This is a genomic window from Streptomyces sp. NPDC002788, from assembly GCF_053592115.1.
The window spans coordinates 1-22,385 of the sequence record NZ_JBSFVB010000026.1 but is presented as its reverse complement, the minus strand read 5'-3'; the positions used below and the strand labels follow the sequence as shown (position 1 = coordinate 22,385).

General features: G+C 70.0%; 21 protein-coding genes and 1 pseudogene. 13 read left to right on the top strand and 9 right to left on the bottom strand.

Going from position 1 to position 22,385, the window contains the following annotated elements; all coding sequences use genetic code 11:
• The first annotated feature begins 15 nt into the window (after positions 1–15).
• From ACWD1U_RS34045 to ACWD1U_RS34030, 4 genes are read left to right on the top strand one after another with little or no spacing between them, the layout of a single operon-like run.
• The gene (locus ACWD1U_RS34045) at positions 16–249 is read left to right on the top strand and encodes a hypothetical protein (RefSeq protein WP_399026437.1); all 234 of its coding nucleotides are present in this window, start codon (positions 16–18) and stop codon (positions 247–249) included.
• Positions 249–866 (top strand): pilus assembly protein TadG-related protein, encoded by a 618-nt coding sequence (locus ACWD1U_RS34040; protein ID WP_451113279.1) that lies wholly within the window; start codon positions 249–251, stop codon positions 864–866. The genes ACWD1U_RS34045 and ACWD1U_RS34040 overlap by 1 nt, the downstream gene beginning before the upstream one ends.
• 16 nt (positions 867–882) lie before the next feature.
• Complete coding sequence (locus ACWD1U_RS34035) at positions 883–1,464, top strand: hypothetical protein (protein WP_451113221.1); 582 nt, start codon at positions 883–885, stop codon at positions 1,462–1,464.
• Between the two features lie 8 nt (positions 1,465–1,472).
• The gene (locus ACWD1U_RS34030) at positions 1,473–2,120 is read left to right on the top strand and encodes an OmpA family protein (protein WP_451113220.1); all 648 of its coding nucleotides are present in this window, start codon (positions 1,473–1,475) and stop codon (positions 2,118–2,120) included.
• A 191-nt stretch (positions 2,121–2,311) separates the two neighbouring features.
• Here the strand turns inward: ACWD1U_RS34030 and ACWD1U_RS34025 are convergent, their stop codons facing one another.
• Positions 2,312–2,689: a DUF192 domain-containing protein gene (locus ACWD1U_RS34025; protein ID WP_451113278.1), complete on the bottom strand. Its 378-nt coding sequence runs from the start codon at positions 2,687–2,689 to the stop codon at positions 2,312–2,314.
• Between the two features lie 281 nt (positions 2,690–2,970).
• Here ACWD1U_RS34025 and ACWD1U_RS34020 point away from each other — a divergent pair, with 281 nt between their 5' ends.
• From ACWD1U_RS34020 to ACWD1U_RS33990, 7 genes and pseudogenes are all read left to right on the top strand, one after another.
• Positions 2,971–3,852, top strand: a complete 882-nt coding sequence (locus tag ACWD1U_RS34020; protein ID WP_451113219.1) for an LLM class flavin-dependent oxidoreductase — start codon at positions 2,971–2,973, stop codon at positions 3,850–3,852.
• 86 nt (positions 3,853–3,938) lie between these two features.
• A pseudogene (locus ACWD1U_RS34015) lies at positions 3,939–4,393 on the top strand (GNAT family N-acetyltransferase).
• Between the two features lie 94 nt (positions 4,394–4,487).
• Positions 4,488–5,297 (top strand): class I SAM-dependent methyltransferase, encoded by an 810-nt coding sequence (locus ACWD1U_RS34010; protein ID WP_451113218.1) that lies wholly within the window; start codon positions 4,488–4,490, stop codon positions 5,295–5,297.
• 771 nt (positions 5,298–6,068) lie between these two features.
• On the top strand, positions 6,069–6,842 hold the full coding sequence (locus ACWD1U_RS34005) for an isoprenyl transferase (RefSeq protein WP_451113217.1): 774 nt from the start codon (positions 6,069–6,071) through the stop codon (positions 6,840–6,842).
• Positions 6,843–7,164: 322 nt separating this feature from the next.
• A complete protein-coding gene (locus ACWD1U_RS34000) occupies positions 7,165–8,490 on the top strand; it encodes a PhoH family protein (RefSeq protein WP_451113216.1) in 1,326 nt (441 codons plus the stop codon).
• Between the two features lie 417 nt (positions 8,491–8,907).
• Positions 8,908–9,609 (top strand): aggregation-promoting factor C-terminal-like domain-containing protein, encoded by a 702-nt coding sequence (locus tag ACWD1U_RS33995; protein ID WP_451113215.1) that lies wholly within the window; start codon positions 8,908–8,910, stop codon positions 9,607–9,609.
• A 139-nt stretch (positions 9,610–9,748) separates the two neighbouring features.
• A complete protein-coding gene (locus ACWD1U_RS33990; RefSeq protein WP_451113214.1) occupies positions 9,749–11,050 on the top strand; it encodes an AI-2E family transporter in 1,302 nt (433 codons plus the stop codon).
• A 105-nt stretch (positions 11,051–11,155) separates the two neighbouring features.
• Here the strand turns inward: ACWD1U_RS33990 and ACWD1U_RS33985 are convergent, their stop codons facing one another.
• Positions 11,156–11,689, bottom strand: coding sequence for an alkyl hydroperoxide reductase (locus ACWD1U_RS33985; protein ID WP_451113213.1), 534 nt, complete (start codon positions 11,687–11,689; stop codon positions 11,156–11,158).
• A gap of 6 nt (positions 11,690–11,695) precedes the next feature.
• Positions 11,696–12,250 carry a peroxiredoxin gene (locus tag ACWD1U_RS33980; RefSeq protein ID WP_020276563.1) on the bottom strand — a complete coding sequence of 185 codons (555 nt, stop codon included), beginning with the start codon at positions 12,248–12,250 and terminating at the stop codon, positions 11,696–11,698.
• 139 nt (positions 12,251–12,389) lie between these two features.
• Between ACWD1U_RS33980 and ACWD1U_RS33975 the strand changes: the two genes are divergently transcribed.
• Positions 12,390–13,334, top strand: a complete 945-nt coding sequence (locus tag ACWD1U_RS33975) for a LysR substrate-binding domain-containing protein (RefSeq protein WP_451113277.1) — start codon at positions 12,390–12,392, stop codon at positions 13,332–13,334.
• Positions 13,335–13,365: 31 nt separating this feature from the next.
• On the opposite strand, the gene ACWD1U_RS33970 is transcribed toward ACWD1U_RS33975, so the two are convergent.
• From ACWD1U_RS33970 to ACWD1U_RS33950, 5 genes are all read right to left on the bottom strand, one after another.
• Positions 13,366–15,699, bottom strand: a complete 2,334-nt coding sequence (locus ACWD1U_RS33970) for an ABC transporter permease (protein ID WP_451113212.1) — start codon at positions 15,697–15,699, stop codon at positions 13,366–13,368.
• Positions 15,696–16,385, bottom strand: coding sequence for an ABC transporter ATP-binding protein (locus ACWD1U_RS33965; RefSeq protein ID WP_451113211.1), 690 nt, complete (start codon positions 16,383–16,385; stop codon positions 15,696–15,698). Before ACWD1U_RS33965 ends, ACWD1U_RS33970 begins: the two co-directional genes overlap by 4 nt.
• Positions 16,382–16,906, bottom strand: coding sequence for a PadR family transcriptional regulator (locus tag ACWD1U_RS33960; RefSeq protein WP_451113210.1), 525 nt, complete (start codon positions 16,904–16,906; stop codon positions 16,382–16,384). The genes ACWD1U_RS33965 and ACWD1U_RS33960 overlap by 4 nt, the downstream gene beginning before the upstream one ends.
• A gap of 124 nt (positions 16,907–17,030) precedes the next feature.
• On the bottom strand, positions 17,031–17,291 hold the full coding sequence (locus tag ACWD1U_RS33955) for a hypothetical protein (RefSeq protein WP_451113209.1): 261 nt from the start codon (positions 17,289–17,291) through the stop codon (positions 17,031–17,033).
• Entirely contained in the window at positions 17,288–18,223 is a 936-nt protein-coding gene (locus ACWD1U_RS33950; protein ID WP_451113208.1) for an SPFH domain-containing protein, read from the bottom strand. The genes ACWD1U_RS33955 and ACWD1U_RS33950 overlap by 4 nt, the downstream gene beginning before the upstream one ends.
• Positions 18,224–18,483: 260 nt before the next feature.
• On the opposite strand from ACWD1U_RS33950, the gene ACWD1U_RS33945 reads away from it, so the two are divergent.
• The gene (locus ACWD1U_RS33945) at positions 18,484–20,766 is read left to right on the top strand and encodes a transglycosylase domain-containing protein (RefSeq protein WP_451113207.1); all 2,283 of its coding nucleotides are present in this window, start codon (positions 18,484–18,486) and stop codon (positions 20,764–20,766) included.
• Positions 20,767–21,144: 378 nt separating this feature from the next.
• On the opposite strand, the gene ACWD1U_RS33940 is transcribed toward ACWD1U_RS33945, so the two are convergent.
• On the bottom strand, positions 21,145–22,385 hold a 1,241-nt coding region (locus tag ACWD1U_RS33940), incomplete at its 5' end, for a SpoIIE family protein phosphatase (RefSeq protein ID WP_451113206.1).

Below are 22,385 nucleotides of genomic sequence, written 5' to 3'. Positions count from 1 at the left end.
CCGGAGGGGAACACCATGAGCGACCTGATGCTGAAGACCGCCGTCGCGACCAAGGTCCGTGTGAACGGCTGGAAGAACACGACGGCCGAGGCGATGCAGCGCCGCGCCGGCGACAAGGGGCAGACGGCGGTCGAGTACCTGGGCATCATCGCGGTGGTGGTGGCGATCGTGCTGGCGATCACGGGTACGAACATCGGCCAGACGATTCTCACCAAGATCCAGGCTCAGATTGCCAAGGTCGCTCCTTGATCCGAGCTCGCCGCTACGGCGACGTAGGGCAGGCCTTCCCCATCTACATCACGGTGGTGGGAGGCCTGCTCTTTCTCGCGTTCGCCTACTTCGCGGTCGGCCAAGCTGCGGTGAACAGGAACGGCGCCCAGACGGCCGCCGACGCTGCGGCTCTCGCGGCAGCGCAGGACAGGCGGGACCAACTCGCCGACGCCTGGGTCAAGGACCTGCTTGATCCGACCAAGTGGCAGCAGATCTTCGACGGCAACGCAGAAGGCCTCGAGCCCTCGTGCTGGCGGGCGCATGAGCTGGCCGCGCACAACGATGCCCAAGTGAAGGACAACGGCTGCGTTCAGGACGGCCCTCTGCGCTTCACGGTCGAGGTCGAGACCAACAAGTCCGTGGGAGAGTCCATCGTCCCAGGCACGGAGGAACGGAGGGCAAACGCGACCGCCAGCGCCGTGATCGAGCCCCTGTGCGAGCCCCCGGGCGAAGGTGGCGATGGGAAAGTACTGTCCACGCTCGCCTGCGAGGGGGGCAAGGAGTGGGATCTGGACGCGGATGCTCCCGAACTCGTTCCGAAACCCGAAGACCTCTTCGACGTCCACCTGGCCGACCCACAAGCGAACGACGAGTGACGAAGGAAGCAGAGAGATGAGCATTCGGTTCACCGCGAAGGCCCGCAGGGGGATGGTCGCGCTGACCCTTGCGGCCGGACTGGCCGTCGGTGTGGCCGGCTGTGGCGGTGGTGGCGACAACGATGACAAGTCGAGCCCGTCGGCGTCCGCCCCCAAAGACAGTGGATCCAAACCGAGTGCTCAGGAGGGGCAAGCGGAGACGCAGCTTGCTGAACTCAAGGGCACGGACGGGCTGCTCCTCCAGATCACTTCCGCTCAGCGAGACGCCGGAGGGTTCGTCACGGTGAGCGGCAGCTTGAAAAATGACGGTGATGAGTCAGTGGCCATCCCCGCCCAGACGAGTGGCGACGAGACCGAGGTCATCAAACACGGTCAGTCGCTCGGAGGCGCCACTCTCGTGGACTCCAAGGGGAAGAAGCGCTACTACGTCCTGCGTGACACCGACGGGCGTCCGCTGACGACAACGGGTCTCACGACCCTCGAGGCCGGGCAGACGCTCCCCGTGTTCATGCAGTTCCCTTCCCCGCCGGCCGACACGAGTGATGCCGCTCTGCAGATCCCCACATTCTCCAGCGCCACCATCAAGATCTCCGGGTGAGGCCGGCCATGACCCCGACGCCCAACCGAACGGCGGCTCCACGCCTGGCCCTGGTTCTCACCGCCGCCACCTTCATGGTCGCCACCAACGTCTACGGTGCCGTCTCGGCCCACGCCGACGAAACCCCCGGCGTCCCCCCTGGCACCGAGGCCTCCGCCTCCGCCCCGGTCGAGGTCGACCCCGCCGACCCCGACCTCAAGCTCCCGGAGGGCGCCACCCTCGCCGACCCCAAAGTCCTCGACATCAAGCAGGTCGTCGAAGACCAAAGCGGCGACGAACGCCGAGAAGACACCAACGCCGACGTCAAGTTCGCCCTCCAGGCCGAGGTCCTCTTCGGTAAGGACAGCGCGAAACTCGGCGCCGAGGCGAAGGCACGCATTTCCGCGATCGCCGAGGAGATCAAGACGCAGAACGCGACGAAGATCCGCGTCTTCGGTTTCACGGACAACCTCGGTTCGTCCGCCCACGGCGATGTCCTGTCCCGCAAGCGCGCCGACGCCGTACAGAACCTCCTGGATCAGGAACTGACCGACGCCGGCGTCACGTACGAGGTGCGCGGCTACGGCGAGCAGTACCCGATCGCCGACAACTCCACGGAATCCGGCCGCAAGAAGAACCGAAGGGTTGAGGTGTCCTTCCCGCGAACGGAGAGCTGACCGGACTCGCGGCGCCCGTCCACGGCGCCCGCGGTCACTCTCCAGCCGGTGGCCGATACTGCTCCGCGAGTCCCGTTGTGCCTGGTGAGTCGCTTCATTGAGAACGGCACGTCGGCCACCAGACCCCCCAGATCCGACCGCCGCAGGGGCGGCAAGGAGACACACATCCCCCAAGTGCCGTCCCCAGCCGCCTAACCCTCCACCACCACGACCTCCACCCGCGCCTTCTCCCGCAGCCCCCACTCGCTCATCACCCCGGCCCCCGCCTCCAGCACATGCCGGGCACGCAGCCGAGGCATCCCCAGCCGCCCCGGCCGCATGGTGCGCACAGCGATGACGCGCAGACGGCGATCCAGATAGGCAACGTCGATCGGCATGCGCATACGAAAGGTGTGGACGCTGCCGGCGGGGGAGAGCAGGATCGCTCCGTCGATGGAATTGCGCCCCAACAACCCCCTCGTACGGGCCCGATAGGAGGTGGCGATCTCCAACGGGACACGGACAGGCGCCCCCTCACCACCCCCGTGCACGACCAGTTCCCCACGTCCGTCCCGCCAGCGCCGCCCCATCCGGGCCCCCTCCGACCGTGCCACTGCCAACAGCTCCCCGACCCCGAACGTATCTGCGGCCCGGCAGGCCTCGCATCGGCCCACGGGCCCATGCGAGGACCACCGCGGACGCCACACGTTCCCCGGATGCGTGAACGCCCACCCGAACACTCCCCATGAAGTTTCCTGGGCACTGGCCCCCGATCTACGCCTGCCTCCCGCCCCGGACCGCGAGGCATGGCCGTCTCGATGAGCGCAAAATGCCTTGTCCCTCGCCTCCCGGACCGGGTAGGAAGGCCGGCATGACCGGACTCGGCGCTGTCTTCCGCCCCCAACTCGCCCCCGAACGGCTGCGCTCTGTAGCGCAGCTCGCCGACGAGGCAGGCCTCGAAGAGCTCTGGCTCTGGGAGGACTGCTTCAGAGAGGGCGGGATCTCCACCGCCGCCGCTGCCCTCGCCTGGACCGAGCGTGTGCGGGTCGGGGTCGGGCTGTTGCCCGTGCCGTTGCGGAACGTGGCCGTCACCGCCATGGAGATCGCCTCGCTGCACCGGATGTTCCCGGGACGGGCCATCGTCGGTGTGGGGCACGGGGTGCAGGACTGGATGGGGCAGGTGGGGGCGCGGGCCGAGTCGCCGGTGACGTTGTTGCGGGAGCATCTCGTCGCCCTGCGCGCTCTCTTGGGCGGGCAGCGGGTGACCACCGAGGGGCGGTACGTCAAGCTCGATGACGTCGCCCTCGACTGGCCGCCGGAGGGCCGCGGGGCCGGCGGCGTACTGGCCGGCGCCACCGGGCCGCGTTCGCTGCGGCTCACCGGCGAGGCGGCCGACGGGACCATCCTCACCGCCTCCACCAACGCCGATGGTGTACGGGAGGCCCGGCGGCTCATCGCCGAGGGGCGGGCGGCAGCCGGGCGCGGTGGAGAGCCGCACCCCGTGGTCGTCTACCTCCTCACGGCCACCGGGCCCGACGCCGAGGCCCGGCTGCGTGCCGAACTGGTCGCCGAGGGCGTCGACTCCGTGCCGGACCTCGGTGTCGCCGGAGACGCGGGAGCCGTCGCCAAGACCGTCGAGCGGCTGGTCGAGGCCGGGGCCGACACCGTCGTGCTGCAGCCGACGGGGGACGAGCCCGACCCGGAGGGATTCGTGCGGTTCGTGGCGGAGGAAGTGCGTCCCCTGGTTCCCTGAGAGGGCCCGTTCGCTTCCCTGAGGCCGGTTGTCCGCGGTGGCTGCCACACGCCGGGCGGGAGCGATGACGACGGGGTGCCGCACGCCTGCGCGACGTTGGGGAAGCCGACCTGGAGTTCTTCCCGGCCCACGAGCGCGACCCGGAGGCCGTCAGGCGGTCGAGGTTCACGCCTCGGCCGCGCGACGCTGTCCTGCGGCACCGGAAGGCCGACGTTCTCGGGGACGACACCTGCTTCGCGCAGACCGCGACGGTGGAGCGGGGATGTCGCCGGCAGCGTCGTCGCCTGGTGGGACGGGGACCTCCGCTTCATCGGGTACCGGCTCGGACGCCCGTACCGGGGCGCGGCACCGGCAGCCGGGCCCCGGCCCTCCTCCTGGAACGGGAGCCGAACCGGCCTCTCCACGCCGACCCCACGGCGAGAACACCGGCTCCGTGCGTCTCCTCGGGAAGCACGGCTTCCGCCGGACCGACACCGTCCGCCACGGCGAGGACGAGCACGTCCCGCTCGTCCTCACGCAAGGCGGCGAGGCGGGCGCGTGACGCCCCGACCCTCCACGCCGTATACGCGCCACTCCCGCCCTCCTGACCGAGAAATACTGAGCGTCCCCACCCACCGCCCTGCCAAAATCCCCCTATGACAGAGCCTCGGACCGTGCTCCCCACCTTCGAAGCCCTCGTCGCCGAAGCCGCCGCCGCCCCCACGGAAGGCTGGGACTTCTCCTGGTTCGAGGGCCGGGCGACGGAGGCCCGGCCCTCGTGGGGGTACGCCGTGTCGATGGCTGAGCGGCTGGGCCGGGCGGACGCGGTGCTCGATGTGCAGACCGGCGGCGGGGAGGTGCTGGACTTCGCCCTCTCGCGGGCTTCGAAGCGGCCGCTGGTCGCTGTCGCCACCGAGGGCTGGCCGCCGAACGTGGCGAAGGCGTCCGTCCTGCTGCGTCCACGCGGCGTCGCCGTCGTCGCCGCTGCCGAGGACGACCCGCTGCCTTTCGCCGACGGCGCCTTCGATGTGGTCGTGAGCCGTCACCCCGTCCGCCCGCACTGGGAGGAGATCGCCCGGGTCCTGCGGCCCGGAGGGACGTACTTCGCGCAGCACGTGGGGCCGCGCAGCGTCTTCGAGCTCGTCGAGTACTTCCTCGGGCCCCAGCCGGACGACGTGCGCGACGGCCGCCGTCCCGACCGTGAGCGCGCCGACGCCGAGGCCGCCGGGCTCGAGGTCGCCGATCTGCGTGCGGAACGGCTGCGCGTGGAGTTCCACGACATCGGCGCGGTCGTGCACTTCCTGCGCAAGGTGGTGTGGATGGTCCCCGGCTTCACCGTCGAGGCCTACGAGCCGCAACTCCGGGCGCTGCACGAGCGGATCCTGGCCGAGGGCCCCTTCGTCGCCCACAGCACCCGGCACCTCTTCGACGCCCGCAAGCCGGGCACACCCACGCCCGGCGCGTGATCAGGCGTGCGGTCCGAGGGGGCCACCTCACCCCCCACCCAGGTCTCAAGGCCCCGGATCACTCCTTTCACTCACTCCACTTGCGCATCTTCCGGCGAGAGTTTTCACATTGTTATCGCCTGCGGCTGGCCTACGTGCCGCCCTTCGCGTAGGTTCGGACCAAGGTAATTCGCGTGAGCAAAGCTGCGCGGGCGGTACCGCGCAGAGGAGGGGGCTGCGCGGTGCCAGAACCCCCGTGGAGCCGCCGGTGCGGCCCGTCAGGGTCGCTCCGGGGCCAATCGGGCACTCGCGGACGAGTCACCCTTCGGGGGGATGCCGGGGCAAGTCACCCGATCGGCCCAAGGTAACCAAAATGACGCACATCCTCCGGATCCCGCCCGAGGGCACCCCATCTGCCCTGCGTAGGGGCCGTATTTCGGCCAGGAGCAAGATCTGAACGCCGGCTTCCGCGGGCACCGCCACGTTGTCGGGCGGCTCCGGAGAGTAGTTGTGGCACGCCGATGCACGCAGCATCACTTACAAAGGGTTATGGTGGAAACCCCCCCTCGGGCCGGTCCGTATCCCCCCCACGGACCGGCCCGTTTTTTGTGCCCGCCGGAGCCACTCGAACCAGCGGCCGGAACCATTCGTTCCGCACCCGTGGGCCGCCCTGGGCGGCAGCGGGGGTAGGCTTCCCCTCCGGGGACTGCCACACGGGCGGGGACCGCCCGCGGCCACGACCGGGCCGCTCGCCGCGGCCCGTCCGATCCGTACGGAGGGGCTGACAATCACGTGAACCTGCGCGACAAGCTGCGTGGCCTGCTGGTCAGGCTGTACGCACGCCGGGTGGAAGGCCACCTGGACCACGCTCAGGTGCCCAAGCACATCGGCGTCATCATGGACGGCAACCGGCGCTGGGCGAAGGCCGCCGGTTCCAGCACCGTCCACGGACACCGGGCCGGAGCCGAGAAGATCGAGGAGTTCCTCGGCTGGTGCACCGAGACCGACGTCGAGGTCGTCACCCTCTGGCTGCTGTCCACGGACAACTTCGACCGGCCGCGAAACGAACTCGGCCCGCTGCTCGGCATCATCGAGGACGTCGTGCGCACCCTGGCCGCGGACGGCCGCTGGCGCGTGCACCACGTGGGCACGCCCGACCTGCTGCCCTCCGGGATGCAGACGGTCCTCAAGGAGGCCGAGGAGACCACCGCGCACGTCGACGGGATACTGGTCAACGTCGCCATCGGCTACGGCGGCCGCCAGGAGATCGCCGACGCCGTGCGCTCGATGCTGCTCGACGCCCAGGACAAGGGCACCTCGATGGAGGAGCTCGCCGAGGCCGTCGACATCGACATGATCGGGCGTCACCTCTACACCAGCGACCAGCCCGACCCGGACCTGGTGATCCGCACCAGTGGCGAGCAGCGGCTGTCCGGATTCATGCTCTGGCAGACCGCGCACTCCGAGTACTACTTCTGTGACGTGTTCTGGCCGGCCTTCCGCAAGGTCGACTTCCTGCGCGCCATGCGCGACTACGCCGCCCGCCACCGGCGCTACGGCGGCTGAGGCGCAGGTCGCAACACCTCCCCGTACCCCATCGCGGACGGATGTAACGCGGAGTTCACCGGTACGCCGTCATATGCCGTGGCATGGCGACGCTCGTTCGAGGGCATAACCCAGTCAGGTCGACGCCCGAACCACGGGTGTCGGATCTCAGCGGACGGCATGGGGCCGTCCGCCCGGGAGGCCCTTTGCACCAGCCCGATCGTGCGGTCACAGCACGGACGAAGAGGCGGAGGGCCGGTTCTCGGCCCGCGCAGGGCGGCCGACGACCGGTCCAGCTCCATACCGTCGCTCCCCGACCTCATCCGAGGGGGTACGTCCTTCCGTGGTGACCAGCACAAAGCGCCACAAGCCCGACCGGCGCACCTATGTTCTCGACACCAGCGTCCTGCTGGCCGACCCGAACGCCCTGAGCCGCTTCGACGAGCACGAGGTCGTGCTTCCCATCGTCGTGGTGACGGAACTGGAGGCCAAGCGGAACCATCCCGAACTCGGCTACTTCGCCCGGCAGGCCCTGCGTCTGCTCGACGACCTCCGGGTGCGGTACGGCCGCCTCGACGCCCCCCTCCCCACCGGGGACCTCGGCGGAACCGTTCGTGTCGAGCTCAATCACTCGGACCCCAGCGTGCTGCCCAGCGGCTACCGCCTGGGGGACAACGACTCCCGTATCCTCGCGGTCGCCCGCAACCTGCAGGCCGAGGGGTTCGACGTCACCGTCGTGTCGAAGGACCTCCCGCTCAGGATCAAGGCGTCCTCCGTCGGACTCCTCGCCGAGGAGTACCGCGCGGAGCTCGCCATCACGGACTCCTCCGGCTGGACCGGAATGTCCGAACTGACCCTGCCGGGCGAGCAGGTGGACATCCTCTTCGAGGAGGGCCACGTCCACGTCCCCGAGGCCGCCGACCTGCCGGTGCACACGGGCCTGACGATCCAGTCGGAGCGCGGCAAGGCGCTCGGGCGGGTCACACCCGAGGGCGGCATCCGTGTCGTACGCGGGGACCGTGAGGCGTTCGGCATCAAGGGCCGCAGCGCCGAGCAGCGGATCGCGCTGGACCTGCTGCTCGACCCGGACATCGGGATCGTGTCGATGGGTGGCCGCGCCGGCACCGGCAAGTCGGCGCTCGCGCTGTGCGCGGGTCTGGAGGCGGTGCTGGAGCGCCGTCAGCACCAGAAGGTGATGGTCTTCCGCCCGCTGTACGCGGTGGGCGGGCAGGAGCTGGGCTATCTGCCGGGCTCCGAGGCCGAGAAGATGAGCCCCTGGGCGCAGGCGGTCTTCGACACCCTCTCGGCGGTCACGTCCCGCGAGGTCATCGAGGAGGTCACCGCGCGCGGGATGCTGGAGGTCCTGCCGCTCACCCACATCCGCGGCCGCTCGCTGCACGACGCGTTCGTCATCGTGGACGAGGCCCAGTCGCTGGAAAGGAACGTACTTCTTACCGTTCTGTCCCGGATCGGAGCCAATTCACGGGTGGTTCTCACCCATGACGTGGCCCAGCGGGACAACTTGAGGGTCGGTCGCTACGACGGTGTCGTCGCCGTCGTCGAGAAGCTGAAGGGCCATCCGCTCTTCGCGCACGTCACCCTCACCCGGTCCGAGAGGTCCCAGATCGCCGCCCTTGTGACCGAAATGCTCGAAGACGGGCAGATCTGACCACCCTGCACCAAGCGGACGATGGCGCACCAGTTGGCGCCGCCCGGAAAGGCGAAGAGCCTAGCCGGGCGGCGCCGTCGTGTGTGGGTGTTTCTGTGAAGCTCCAGCGGCAAACGGGATGTGAGCTTTCACACGCGACTCGGAATTGCCTTGCCCCGCCGTGTTACGGCAGAGTCTCACTCCTGTCAGGCCCCGCATACGACACACCTGTACCCCCAGCGGTACGGCACCACGATCAGCCACAGCGCCAACTGCATAGCGATGTCGTATGCCGCCCGAGCATTACGCGGCACTCCCTCGAGGGAGTTGCCCACCGGGCCCGCGCCTCCCGTGACCCCGCAGTTGGGGAGGCCAGTGCCAGGGGCACGATTGCGTCCGCGAGGGTCACCGAAGCGGGCGATGCTGGAAGGAAACCGTGTGAGCCGGATCTCGGTCCGGGGATTCGCAGTGGCCTCGGCCACAGCGGTCACCGCTGTCGGAAGCGTCGTCGGCGTTGCCTCGGGCAGCACCGCGCAGAACAACGACGCGGAAGCGATGGCAAACGGCGCCACGCTGCTCGCGGACATCCCCGCGGGCCAGCAGGCCCAGGTGCAGACCGCGTCCCTGACGCAGCAGGCCGACGCACAGGCCATCGCCGCGGACGTGACCGCGAAGAAGGACGCCGAGGAGGCCGCCCGCAAGGCCGCCGCCGAGACGGCCATCGCCAAGAAGGCAGCCGCGGAGAAGGCCGAGAAGGCCGAGAAGGCAGCCAAGGAGCGCGCGGAGGCCGAGAAGGCCGCCGCCAGCCGCTCCAAGGACATCTCCGACTTCCCCGTCGCGACCTCCTACTCCATCGCGCAGATCCAGGCGATGGCGCGGCAGATGGTGCCGGCGGGTCAGTTCCAGTGCTTCAGCAACATCGTGGACCACGAGTCCGACTGGAACTACAAGGCGGTCAACCCCTCCTCCGGGGCCTACGGCATGTTCCAGGCGCTGCCCGGTTCCAAGATGTCCTCCGTCGGCGCCGACTGGCGGACCAACCCGGCCACCCAGATCAAGTGGGGCCTGAACTACATGAACGACCGCTACGGCAGTCCCTGTGACGCCTGGTCGTTCTGGCAGGCCAACAACTGGTACTGAGCCGACCGGCCCCCGGGCCGTTCTCATCCTTCGCGCGAGCCCCGCACCGTAGTCCGGTGCGGGGCTCGCGCCATGTACGGTCGGACGCGGACGACTCCCGGGGGGAGTGGTGCGGACAGACGGGGGAAGAGGACGGATCATGTCGCGAGTGCCAGGGTGGCTCGGCCGGCTCGGCGCCGGGCTGACGGAGATGAGCGAGCGGTACAACGAACGCCGCGCCGAGGCCGAACGGGAGCGGGACGCCCCCGAGCCGCAGGGCGACGAATACGTGCCGCCGCCCCCGGACTACGCGCCTGACGTTCCGGCCCGGTCCGATCCCGCGCTCGCCGTGCCGTGGGGGGTACGGGTCGCGGCGGAGGCCGGCTGGCGGCTGCTCGTCCTCGCCGGCACGCTGTGGGTGCTGATGCGCGTCATCAGCGCCGTCCAGCTCGTGGTGTTGTCGTTCGTGATCGCGCTGCTCATCACGGCACTGCTGCAGCCGACCGTGGCGCGACTGCGGCGGCACGGGGTGCCGCGCGGGCCGGCCACCGCGCTGACGGCGGTCCTCGGATTCGTCGTCATGGGCCTCATCGGCTGGTTCGTCACCTGGCAGGTCATGGAGAACATCGACGACCTGTCGGGCCAGATCCAGGACGGCATCGACGAGTTGCGGAACTGGCTGCTGAACAGCCCCTTCCACGTCACCGACAAGCAGATCAACGAGATCGCCAAGAACCTGCGGGAGGCGGTCGGGGCGAACAGCGACCAGATCACCTCGGCGGGACTCGAGGGCGTGACGGTCGTCGTCGAGACGCTGACCGGGATCCTGCTGGCCGTCTTCTGCACGCTTTTCCTGCTCTACGACGGCAAGCGGATCTGGCAGTGGACGCTGAAGCTGGTGCCGGCGGCGGCACGGCCGGGCGTGGCCGGGGCCGGGCCGGCGGCATGGCGGACGCTGACGGCGTATGTGCGGGGCACGGTGATCGTCGCCATGATCGACGCGATCTTCATCGGGCTCGGGATCTACTTCCTCGATGTGCCGATGGCGGTGCCGCTCGCGGTGTTCATCTTCCTGGGCGCGTTCATCCCGCTGGTGGGTGCGGTGGTGTCCGGGGCGCTGGCGGTGGTCGTCGCACTGGTCACACAGGGGGTGTTCACGGCTGTCATGACGCTGGTGGTGGTGCTGGCGGTGCAGCAGATCGAGGGGCACATCCTGCAGCCGTTCATCCTGGGGCGGGCGGTGCGGGTGCATCCGCTGGCGGTGGTGCTGGCGGTGGCCGCGGGGGGGATGGTGGCCGGGATCGGGGGTGCGGTCGTGGCTGTGCCGTTGGTGGCCGTGACGAACACGGTCGCCGGATATCTGCGGGCGTACTCGCGGGAGTCGGCGTTGCGTCACGCCGTGCGGCCGCGTGGTGCCACGGCGGTGAAGGCGGAGCGTGAGCACGAGGCGCCGCCGGAGTAGCCCGGCTCCCAGGGGAGGCTCCGCCCCGGACGAAAGGCGAACAGCAGGGCCCCGCCCACCGGTCAGGTGGGCGGGGCCCTGCGATGCGAGGCGTGCGGCCGAGGGTTACTCGGACAGGACCGCCTCGGCGTCCAGCGTCACGCCGACCGCCTGGATCACGGACGCGATCTTGAACGCCTCCTGGATGACCTCGCGGTCGAGGCCGGCCTTGCGGAGGACCTGCTCGTGGGAGTCGAGGCACATGCCGCAGCCGTTGATGGCGGAGACGGCGAAGGACCACAGCTCGAAGTCGACCTTGTCGACCCCCGGGTTGCCGATGACGTTCATCCGCAGGCCCGCGCGCAGGGTGCCGTACTCGTGGTCCGACAGGAGGTGACGCGTGCGGTAGAAGACGTTGTTCATCGCCATCACCGCGGCTGCGGCCTTGGCGGCCGTGTACGCCTCCGGCGACAGGTTCGCCTTGGCCTCGGGCTCCAGCTCGCGCAGCACGATCGGGGAGCGCGAGGCGATGGCGGTCGCCAGCACGGTGCCCCACAGCTGCTGGGCCGGCAGGTCGGAGTTGCCGATGACCGAACCCAGGTTGAGCTTCAGGTCCTTGGCGTAGTCAGGTATCGCGGACTTGAGTGCGTCGAGGGACATGTCAGATCACTCTCCGGCGAGCAGCGCGACCGGGTCGAGGGTCTCGTCGCCCTTCGACCAGTTGCACGGGCAGAGCTCGTCCGTCTGGAGCGCGTCGAGGACCCGCAGGACCTCCTTCGGGTTACGGCCGACGGAACCCGCGGTCACCATCGAGAACTGGATCTCGTTGTTCTGGTCCACGATGAACACCGCGCGCTTGGCGAAGCCGTCCTCGCCCTCGATGCCGAGGTCGCGCATCAGCTCGTGCTTGGAGTCGGCCATCATCGGGAACGGCAGGTCACGCAGGTCGTCGTGGTCCTTGCGCCAGGCGTGGTGGACGAACTCGGAGTCGCCGGAGAAGCCGAGGACCTGCGCGTCGCGGTCGGCGAACTCGTCGTTCAGCTTGCCGAAGGCGGCGATCTCGGTCGGGCACACGAAGGTGAAGTCCTTGGGCCACGCGAAGATGACCTTCCACTGACCCTCGTAGGTCTTGTGGTTGATCTGCTGGAACTCCTTGCCCTTCTCCAGCGAGACGCAGGCGGTCAGGTCGAACTCGGGGAACTTGTCACCGACGGTGAGCACACATTCTCCTTGCAGCGAAGAAACTCCCGGATTGCGGGCGTTTCCCATGGGTTGGACGTAGTTGATGTTGGCACAACGTCGATTGATTATGGAAATAGCTACACTCGGTCGAGTTGATCGGAGGTGGTTATCAGTGACTGTGGGGAGTAAGCGCAGGCAGCCCAGCCTCGCCCAGCTGCGGGCCTTCGCGGCCGTCGCCGAGCACCTGCACTTCCGGGACGCCGCCGCGGCGATCGGCATGAGCCAGCCCGCCCTCTCGGGTGCCGTCTCGGCCCTGGAGGAAACACTCGGAGTGACTCTCCTCGAGCGTACGACGCGCAAGGTGCTGCTCTCACCCGCCGGCGAGCGGATCGCCGTACGGGCCAAGGCGGTGCTGGCCGAGGTGGGCGCGCTCATGGAGGAGGCCGAGGCGGTCCGGGCCCCCTTCACCGGGGTGCTGCGGCTCGGGGTGATCCCGACGGTGGCGCCCTACCTGCTGCCCACGGTCCTGCGTCTCGTCCACGAACGGTATCCGCACCTCGACCTCCAGGTGCACGAGGAGCAGACCGCCAACCTGCTCGACGGCCTGACCAGCGGCCGGCTGGACCTGCTGCTGCTCGCCGTGCCGCTGGGCGTGCCGGGCGTGAGCGAAGTGCCGTTGTTCGACGAGGACTTCGTGCTGGTCACGCCGCTCGACCACGAGCTGGGCGGACGCGAGGGCATTGAGCGAGAGGCGCTGCGCGAGCTGAACCTGCTGCTGCTGGACGAGGGGCACTGCCTGCGCGACCAGGCTCTCGACATCTGCCGGGAGGCGGGCCGCGAGGACGTGCCGGTCACCACTACCGCCGCCGGACTGTCCACGCTGGTACAGCTCGTCGCGGGCGGCCTCGGTGTCACGCTGCTGCCGCGCACCGCCCTCAAGGTCGAGACCTCCCGCAGCAACCAGCTCCTCACCGGGTACTTCGCCGACCCGGCCCCCACCCGCCGGATCGCCCTGGCGATGCGGACGGGGGCCGCGCGCGGCGCGGAGTACGAGGAGCTGGCGACGGCGCTGAGGGTGGCCCTGCGGCCGTTGCCCGTACGGGTCCTGGACCGGGACGCCTGACGGCTCGACGCTCAAAGAGCGCCCGCGGCTCCTACTCCGTGCGCAGACCGTCCGGCCGCATCATCCTCAGCAGCGGCGGCATGCTCAGCAGCGTCACCACGAGTACGACGGCCGCGCCGGTGCCGGTCAGCGACAGCACGCTCGGCCAGTCCACCCGGACCGACAGGTTCACCATCCGCAGCAGGACCGCGCCCAGGGCCATGCCGACCGCCGCGGCGAGCAGCAGGCCGAGCCCGATCGGGACCGCCGTCTGCCACAGCACCGACAGGCCGAGGGTGCGGCGCCGGGTGCCGAAGGCGACCAGCGACGACAGCAGCTTGCGCCGTTCGCGCAGCTGCTCCAGCTGCGAGACCAGCAGACTCGCCCCGATCAGCGCCAGTACGCAGGCGGCGCCGACGGACAGGCCGGTGCGGATGGTGGCGTAACGGTCGTTGCGCTCGACGGCCTGCCAGACCATGGGGTCGGCCAGGGGGGCGACACGCGCCGCCGTGTTGCGCACGTACTCTTCGGCGTCCGGCACACCGGAGTCGAGGCTCAGATAGAGCTCCTTCTGCGCGAGTCGCGCGAGAGACGCGAGCGGCGCGCCCGGCGTGACGAGGATGCCGCCGCGCTCGGTGCCGGTCGGGTCCTCGCGAGGCTCGGCCTGCCGGATGCCCTGCGGCAGGGTCCAGGAGTAGTGCTTCCCGGGCCGGTCCGCGTTCACGCCGTCGAACCACACCTTGCGGCCCGGCTGGGCCACCTCGGCCGTGTCGGTGTCGTCCTCCGCGCCGTGGACGGCGAAGACGTCGCCGTCGCGGCAGGAGGGCAGCGTGGCCACCTCACGCAGTGCGGCGCAGTCACCGACGGTGACCTTGACGAAGGTGTCCGCGTCGTCGCGCCCGCCCGTGACATAGGTCTCGGCGAGGGCGGTGACCTTGCGGACGCCCTCGGTGTCGCGGAACTCGGCGGCAACGGAGGCGAGTTCGGCGTCATCCGGCACGTGCACCTGCATCTGGCCACGTGAGACGTCGTACCGCGAGGCCGCGGTGTAGACGCCGTCCACCCCGGCGAGCAGCATCTGCAGCGCGATCGCCCCGGCCACCGCCACCGCGATGCCGTTGACCATGCGGGCCGCCGCGCCACTGCTCAGCTGGAGCCTGCGCACGGCCAGTTGCCAGGCGACCCCGCCGGAGCCGAGCCGGGCGACGACCATGTCGACGACCCAGGGCAGCAGGGCCGTGACCCCGACGAGCAGGAGCATGACGCCGACGACGACGAGGTACTGGTTGAAGGCTCCGTCGTCGTTGCCCTGCCCGACCATCGGGAAGAGCAGGGCAAGCCCGCCCAGCGGCAGCAGCAGCCGCCACCACAGCCGACGCGGCGCGGGCCTGGCCGTGCGCACCACGCCGAGCGGCTCGATGACCACCCCGCGCAGCGCGAAGAGCGTCACCAGCACCGCCGCCGTCGGCACAGTCAGCGCCACCAGCCCGGCCAGTAGCGGAGCGGGATTGAGATAGCTCGGGAAGACGCTGACGCGGAACACCTCGAAGGAGGCGGCCAGCTGACGTCCGAGCAGGAAGAACCCGGTGCCGAGGACGAGTCCGAGGACGGAGCCGGCGAGCGCCTCGCCGGCGGCGACCCGCCGGGTCATCCGGCTGTCGGAGCCCACCAGTCGCAGCGCCGCCAGCCTGCGGTCGCGCCGCTCGCCGCCGAACCGTACGGCCGCGGCGATGAACACGGCGACCGGCATCAGCAGCACCACGAAGACGACCAGGACCAGCAGGAGCAGCACGGGATCCCAGGGGGCGGACGGCGCCGGGTCGGGGTTGCCGAAGCTGTCGATCCGGGCCCCGCTGGCCTCGTCGAGCCGGTCCGCGAGCCTCTTGCCGCCCGCGAAGTACGCGAGTTCCTGGGAGCCGACGAGCCCCTGCTCGTCGATGGTGCCCGTGATCCGGTAGGGCAGCCGCTCCCGCAGCAGTTTCCCGTCGTCGGAGGCGAGCAGTTCCTCCAGCGCGGGGGAGACGACCATGTCGCCGTCCGCCGGGAACGCCGAAACCCCCGGCGGCAGCGGAGCCTTCGGCCCGTCCGCCTCCAGCAGGCGCCCGCGGACGTCCCGGCCGCGGAACGTGGTGTCCGTGTCCAGGATGACCAGAGTGTCGTCGGCCTTGGGTATCTCCTGCTGGGTGAAGGTGTGGTCGCTGCGCGCCTCCTCCCGCCGGTCCCGCTCCGCCAACGCGTTCGGGATCGCGGTGGTGAGCAGCAGAAGTGCCACGCCGAGCCCGACGCCGACGGCCGTCAGCAGTGCCCGGGTCCACCCCTCGCGCCCGCCCGCGAAGGCGAACCGGACCCCCATCGCCAGATCCCGGGCCCACTGCGGCCCACTCATCCGACGCGCTCCATGTCCCGGGACCTGCCGTCCCGTACGACGATCTCGCGGTCGGAGTACGCGGCCACCCGGGCCTCGTGCGTGACGAGCACCACGGCCGCGCCGGCGGACCGGGCGGCGTCCGTGAGCAGCTCCATCACGCGCTCGCCGTTGAACGAGTCGAGCGCGCCGGTCGGCTCGTCGGCGAAGACCACCCGCGGGTCGGTGACCAGCGCGCGGGCGACGGCGACCCGCTGCCCCTGGCCGCCGGACACCTCGCCGGGCCGTTTCTTGCGCAGGTCGTCGACCTCCAGCCGTTCCATCCAGGCCAGCGCGGTCCGCTCGGCCTCCCTGCGGGACGACCCGCCCAGGCGCAGCGGGAGCGCGACGTTCTCCACGCAGGTGAGCTCCGGCACCAGCTGCCCGAACTGGAACACGAACCCGAACTCGGAACGCCGCAGCGCACTGCGCTCCGCGTCACTCATGGAGGTCACCTCGCGCCCGTGGTACCTGATCGAGCCCGAGTCGGGCATGACGATCCCGGCGAGACAGTGCAGCAGCGTCGACTTGCCCGACCCCGAGGGGCCCATCACGGCGACGACCTCGCCCGGGTGGATGGAGAACTCGGCGCCGTCGAGCGCCGTCGTCGGCCCGTACGCCTTGCGCAGGCCCTGGGCGGTGAGGAGCGAACCAGCGGGAACGGTCACCGGGTCACCGCCTCACGGAGCTTGCCCAGACGCGCCGCGGTCAGTTCCAGCCAGCGCAGGTCGGCCTCCAGGTGGAACAGGGCGTGGTCGCAGATGAGCTGGTCGGCCAGGTCGCCCTTGCGCTTGCGGTCGGTGAGGATCCGCATGCTGCGCAGGTGCTCCGAGCGCTGGGTGTCGAGGATGTCGGCGGCGTCGCGGTGGGTGAGCAGCGCGAGGACGATCTTGGTGTAGAGGGTCGACTGGAGGTACGGCTCCGGCTTCTCGGGCGTGGCGAGCCAGCGCTCGACGTCGGTGATGCCGGCCTCGGTGATCGCGTACCGCTTGCGCTCGGGCCCGCCGCCCGCCTCGATGCCGTCGACCTCGACGAGGCCGTTCTTCAGCAGGCGGGACATCGTCGAGTAGACCTGGCCGTAGTGGAGCGGCCGGTCGTGACCGAACTTCTCGTCGAAGGCGCGCTTCAGGTCGTAACCGTGCCGCGGGCCGGACTCCAGGAGCCCCAGGAGAGTGTGACCGATGGACATGACGAGGACTGTACACGGGGTGTATACGCGGCATGTATACGCCTGGGCTGCAGATCGTGGTGGGCGGTACGGCGGTGCAGGTGGGGGGTCCGTTGTCACGGTTCCGTAACAGCCGACCGGTGGTTCAGGCCGACGGTGGCTCGGAGGCGGAGCCCCCGGGCGGTCGCCCGCGGCGCGGCAGCGGCCCGGTCTCCCGGGGCAACCGCCCCGCCTCCGCCAGTGCCCGGCGCAACAGGAACTCGATCTGCGCGTTGGCCGACCGCAGTTCGTCCCCGGCCCACCGCGCGAGCGCCTCGTACACCGCCGGGTCCAGCCGCAGCAGCACCTGCTTGCGCTGCTGCTGCGGCCGGCGCTGCGGGCTCGGGCCTTCGGAAGGGGTTGTCACTGGTAGAGGGACCCGGTGTTGAGGACCGGCTGCGCGGCGCGGTCACCGCACAGCACGACCATGAGGTTGGAGACCATCGCCGCCTTGCGCTCGGAGTCCAGCTCCACGATGTCCCGCTCGGTGATCCGGGCGATCGCGGCCTCGACCATCCCCACCGCTCCGTCCACGATCTGCCGCCGCGCCGCGACCACCGCTCCGGCCTGCTGCCGCTGGAGCATCGCCGAGGCGATCTCGGGGGCGTACGCGAGGTGGGTGAAGCGGGACTCGATGATCTGCACGCCGGCCGCCTCCACGCGCGCGTGCAGTTCGACGGCGAGCTTCTCGGTGATCTCCTCGGCGTTGCCGCGCAGTGACAGGCCGTCCTCCTCGTGGGCGTCGTAGGGGTACTCGATGGCGATGTGCCGCACGGCCGCCTCGGTCTGGGTGGAGACGAACTCGATGTAGTCGTCCACCTCGAAGGTGGCCTGGGCGGTGTCCTCGACGCGCCACACCACGACCGCGGCGAGCTCGATCGGGTTGCCGTAGGCGTCGTTGACCTTCAGGACGGCGGTCTCGTGGTTACGGACGCGCGTCGAGATCTTGGTGCGCGAGGTGAAGGGGTTCACCCAGCGCAGGCCGTCCTGCCGGATCGTCCCGCGGTAGCGGCCGAAGAGCTGGACGACGCGGGCCTCGCCCGGCGCGACCATGTTCAGCCCGCACATGGCGAGGAACGCTGCGAGCGCGACCAGGATGCCGCCGATGATCAGCGCGGCCTTCGCGCCGGTCGCGTCCACCGACGTGGCGGCCGCGATCAGCCCGGCGCCGGCCAGCAGACCGAGCAGGCCGAGCAGCAGGGCGAGCCCGCCGCCGATGCTCTGCGCGGTGAACTCCCGCACGCGTGGCGCCGGCATCTCGGGCACGTCGGCGGTGACCTGCGTGTCGTGTGTGGGCATGGGTGGTCCCCCGTTTCTTCCGTGAAGCCGCTCTCGCATAGCTTCTCTCTATCTAAGTGATATCACTTTCTGCCCTCCTGGCAACCCTGCGGGTGTCTCGTACGTCGGTTCCGGTGGGATGGGTGCTGATTGTCACGTCCGCAAAGAGTCGGATCGGCAGTCCTATCTCTTATCTCCCGGTGTTAGCTTTCTGAGCTGACCTGGCGGCGAACCTGTGTGACCTGTGAGCACACATGAACGAAGCGGAGCGGATCGGACCCATGGGACGAGCGGAAGAGAGACGCGCCCGACAGCGCGGTGGGCGCCGGGCGGCTCCCAGGCGCCGCCGTTCGTCGGGCGCGGCCGGCAAGAGCGGCATACGCCGGCTCTTCACCTGGAAGAAGATCCTCGGCGCCTTCTTCGGCGTGTGCCTGCTGGGCATGGGCGCCTTCATCGTGCTGTACATGATGATCGGGATCCCGAAGGGAAACGCCGACGCCGAGTGGCAGAGCAACGTCTACAAGTACAGCGACGGCGCCCTCCTGGCTCGCGCCGGCGATCGCAACCGCGAGATCGTGGACCTGGGCGAGGTCCCCAAGCCCGTCCAGAAGACTTTCGTCGCCGCCGAGAACAAGACCTTCTACAAGGACGCCGGCGTCGACCTGAAGGGTACCGCCCGCGGTCTGTTCAACACGGTCACCGGCAAGGGTGCCCAGGGTGGTTCCACCATCACCCAGCAGTACGTCAAGAACTACTACCTGACGCAGGAACAGACCGTCTCGCGCAAGCTGAAGGAACTGGTCATCTCGCTGAAGCTGGACCGGGAGAAGTCCAAGGACTACATCCTGGCCGGCTACATCAACACCAGCTACTACGGCCGAGGCGCCTACGGCATCCAGGCCGCCGCGCAGGCCTACTATCACGTGGATGCCAAGGACCTCAAGGTCGAACAGGGCGCCTACCTCGCCGCGCTCCTCCAGGCACCGAACCAGTACGACTGGGCCATCGCCTCCGACACCGGTAAGCGGCTGGTGAAGGCCCGCTGGAACTACGTCCTGGACAACATGGTGCAGGAAGGCTGGCTGGGCAAGGCCGAGCGCGAGGCCCTGAAGTTCCCGACACCCAAGGAGCCGAAGGCCGACCCGACCATGGGCGGCCAGACCGGTTATCTGGTGAAGGCCGCCAACGCGGCTCTGGAGCAGCAGCTGATCGCCGAGGGCACCGCCGAGGACGCGAAGCAGGCTGAAGCGATGGTCAATCAGGGCGGCTGGACCATCACGCTCAACATCGACAAGAAGAAGCAGGCGGCGCTGGAGAAGTCCGTCAAGACCCAGTTGACCAGCAAGCTCGACCCGAAGAAGCGCCAGGTGGACGCGGATGTCCAGGCCGGTGCCGTGTCCGTCGACCCGAAGACGGGTGCGGTCCTGGCGATGTACGGCGGGGTGGACTACTTCAAGCACTTCAGGAACAACGCGACCCGCACCGACTATCAGCCCGCCTCGACCTTCAAGCCGGTGATCCTGGCTGCGGCCCTGGAGGAGCAGGCCGAGACGCAGGACGGCACGCCGATCAGGGCGAACACGATGTACGACGGCACCAGCAGACGTCCGGTCGTGGACAACGGCGCCAAGGTCGGGTTCGCCCCCGAGAACGAGGACGACCGGAACTACGGGGAGATCACCGTCCAGACGGCGATGAACAAGTCCGTCAACTCCGTCTTCGCGCAGATGGGAGTCGATGTCGGCATGCCCGAGGTGCTCAAGACGGCGGGGCGACTCGGGATGGACACCAAGGGTCTGCAGGCGGTGCCCGCACAAACACTGGGCACCATGGGCGCCAGCCCTCTGGAGATGGCCGGCGTGTACGCGACCCTCAACAACCACGGCAGGAAGGTGACTCCGGCCCTCGTGAAGTCCGCTGAGCACCTGAAACTCAACGTCACCACGCCCGACGCGATCGGTGACCAGGTCATCAGCCGCGAGGCCGCGGACACGGTGACGTCGGTGCTGACGGGCGTGGTCGACGACGGTACGGCCCAGGCGTCCGTGCGGAACAATCCCGAGCGCGACGGCCAGCAGGTAGCGGGCAAGACGGGTACGTCCGACGACAACAAATCGGCCTGGTTCACCGGCTACACGCCGGACTTGGTGACCTCGGTCGGACTGTTCGGGGAGGACGCGAAGACCTACGCGCAGGTGCCGATGTACAAGGCGGGTGGCGAGCCCCGCGTCAACGGCGGCGGTTTCCCCGCTGAGATCTGGGCGGCGTACACCTTCGGTGTGATGGAGAAGGTCAGCAGGTTCGACCTGGACACCACGCAGGGCGCCGCGGTCAAGCCGACCAGGACGCCGACTGTCACCCAGCAGCCGACCCGGACGCCGACGCAGGAACCGACCACCAAGGCGCCGACATCCGCTCCACCGACCACCACGGCGCCGTCCAGCTCACCCCCGCCGACTCCGACGACGACACCACCACCGACGACGACGGAGCCGACGGCTCCGACGACGACACCGCCCTTCGACCGTCCTACCGGAAATCCATTGGATCCGGGCGCGCAGTAGGACTTCGGCCAGAGGGGGCTTTCGGCGAGCACCGAAAGCCCCTTCACGCCGGCGGTGGATCGCAGTCCGCAACGCGTGAGGCTCCTGCGCCGTCGTCCATCGGCTGGTTCAGGTCGATCTTCACGAGGGTCACCGGACTCGTCCATCACCGCCGAGGGCGTCTTCCCGGAGCGGCTGGAGAAGGACCCGGCGCGGGTCCTTCGTGGCGGACGTACCTGCCGCCGAACTGCGCCCCGGCACGTCCTGCCCGGTCGCCATCGCGGTGTCCTGCTCCGCCGCACATCGACCCGCGGTTCGGAAGGCCCCCGTCCAGGAAGGAATGCGGAGCCCGGCACAGGCCGGGCGCCGCATGCCGGGCGGTGAGGCCCGGGTGGCCTCTCAGCCGCGGTTGAGCTCGAACCACACCACCTTGCCCGTGCTGAGCCGGGTCGCGCCCCAGCGGCGGGCCAGGCGGTTCACCAGGTACAGGCCGCGTCCGCCCTCGTCGGTGGCGCGGGCCTGGCGCAGGCGGGGCAGTTGCGGCACGTCGTCGCCGACCTCGCAGCGCAGCACGTCGGTGCGCAGCAGGCGCAGGGTGACCGGCCGGGAGGCGTACCGCACGGCGTTGGTGACGACCTCGCTCACCAGCAGCTCGACGGAGTCGCTGAGCTCTTCCATGCCCCATCGCTGCAGCGCGCGGCGGGCCAGGCGGCGGGCGCGGCCGGGGGCTGCGTCCTCCGGCTCAAGGAACCAGTACGCCACGTCGTTGGGCGCGATGCCGTCGAAGCGGGCGGCGAGCAGCGCGATGTCGTCGTCCCGGTCGCCCGGGCCGAGCATGTCGAGCACCTCGTCGCACAGCGCTTCCAGGGGCGGCGGATGGTCCGGCCCGGTGAGCTGCGCGACCGCGGCGAGCTTCTCCCGCAGTTGCTCGATGCCGGTCCACACGTCCCGGAGCCGGGACTCGACCAGGCCGTCGGTGTAGAGGAGCAGGGTCGCGCCGGCGGGCGCGTCCAGCTCGACCGCCTCGAAGTCGACGCCGCCGACCCCGATGGGGGCTCCGGCCGGGACGCGCAGCACCTCGGCGCGGCCGCCCAGGTGGAGCAGGACGGGCGGCGGATGGCCGGCGTTGGCGATGGTGATGCGGTGCGATACCGGGTCGTACACCGCGTACAGGCAGGTCGCCATGCGGTCCACGCCGAGGCGCTGGGCCTGCTCGTCGAGGTGGTGCAGGACCTCCTGCGGCGGCAGGTCGAGCCCGGCGAGGGTCTGGGCGGTGGTGCGCAGCTGGCCCATGATGGCGGCCGAGGTCATGGAGTGGCCCATGACGTCACCGACGACCAGGGCGACCCGGCTGCCGGGCAGCGGGATCGCGTCGTACCAGTCGCCGCCGACCCGGGCCGTCTCCGCGGCCGGCAGGTAGCGGGAGGCCAGCCGCACGCCCGTGGGGCGGGGCAGCGTCTCGGGCAGCATGGTGCGCTGCAACTCGTCCGCGATGTAGGCCTCGCGTCCGTACAGCACGGCCTTGTCGATGCCGAGGGCGCTGTACGTGGCGAGCTGGGCGGCCACCAGCAGGTCGTCCTGCTCGAAGGCGTTGCGCTCGGGCCGGCGCAGGAACAGCGCGGCACCGATCACCCGGCGCC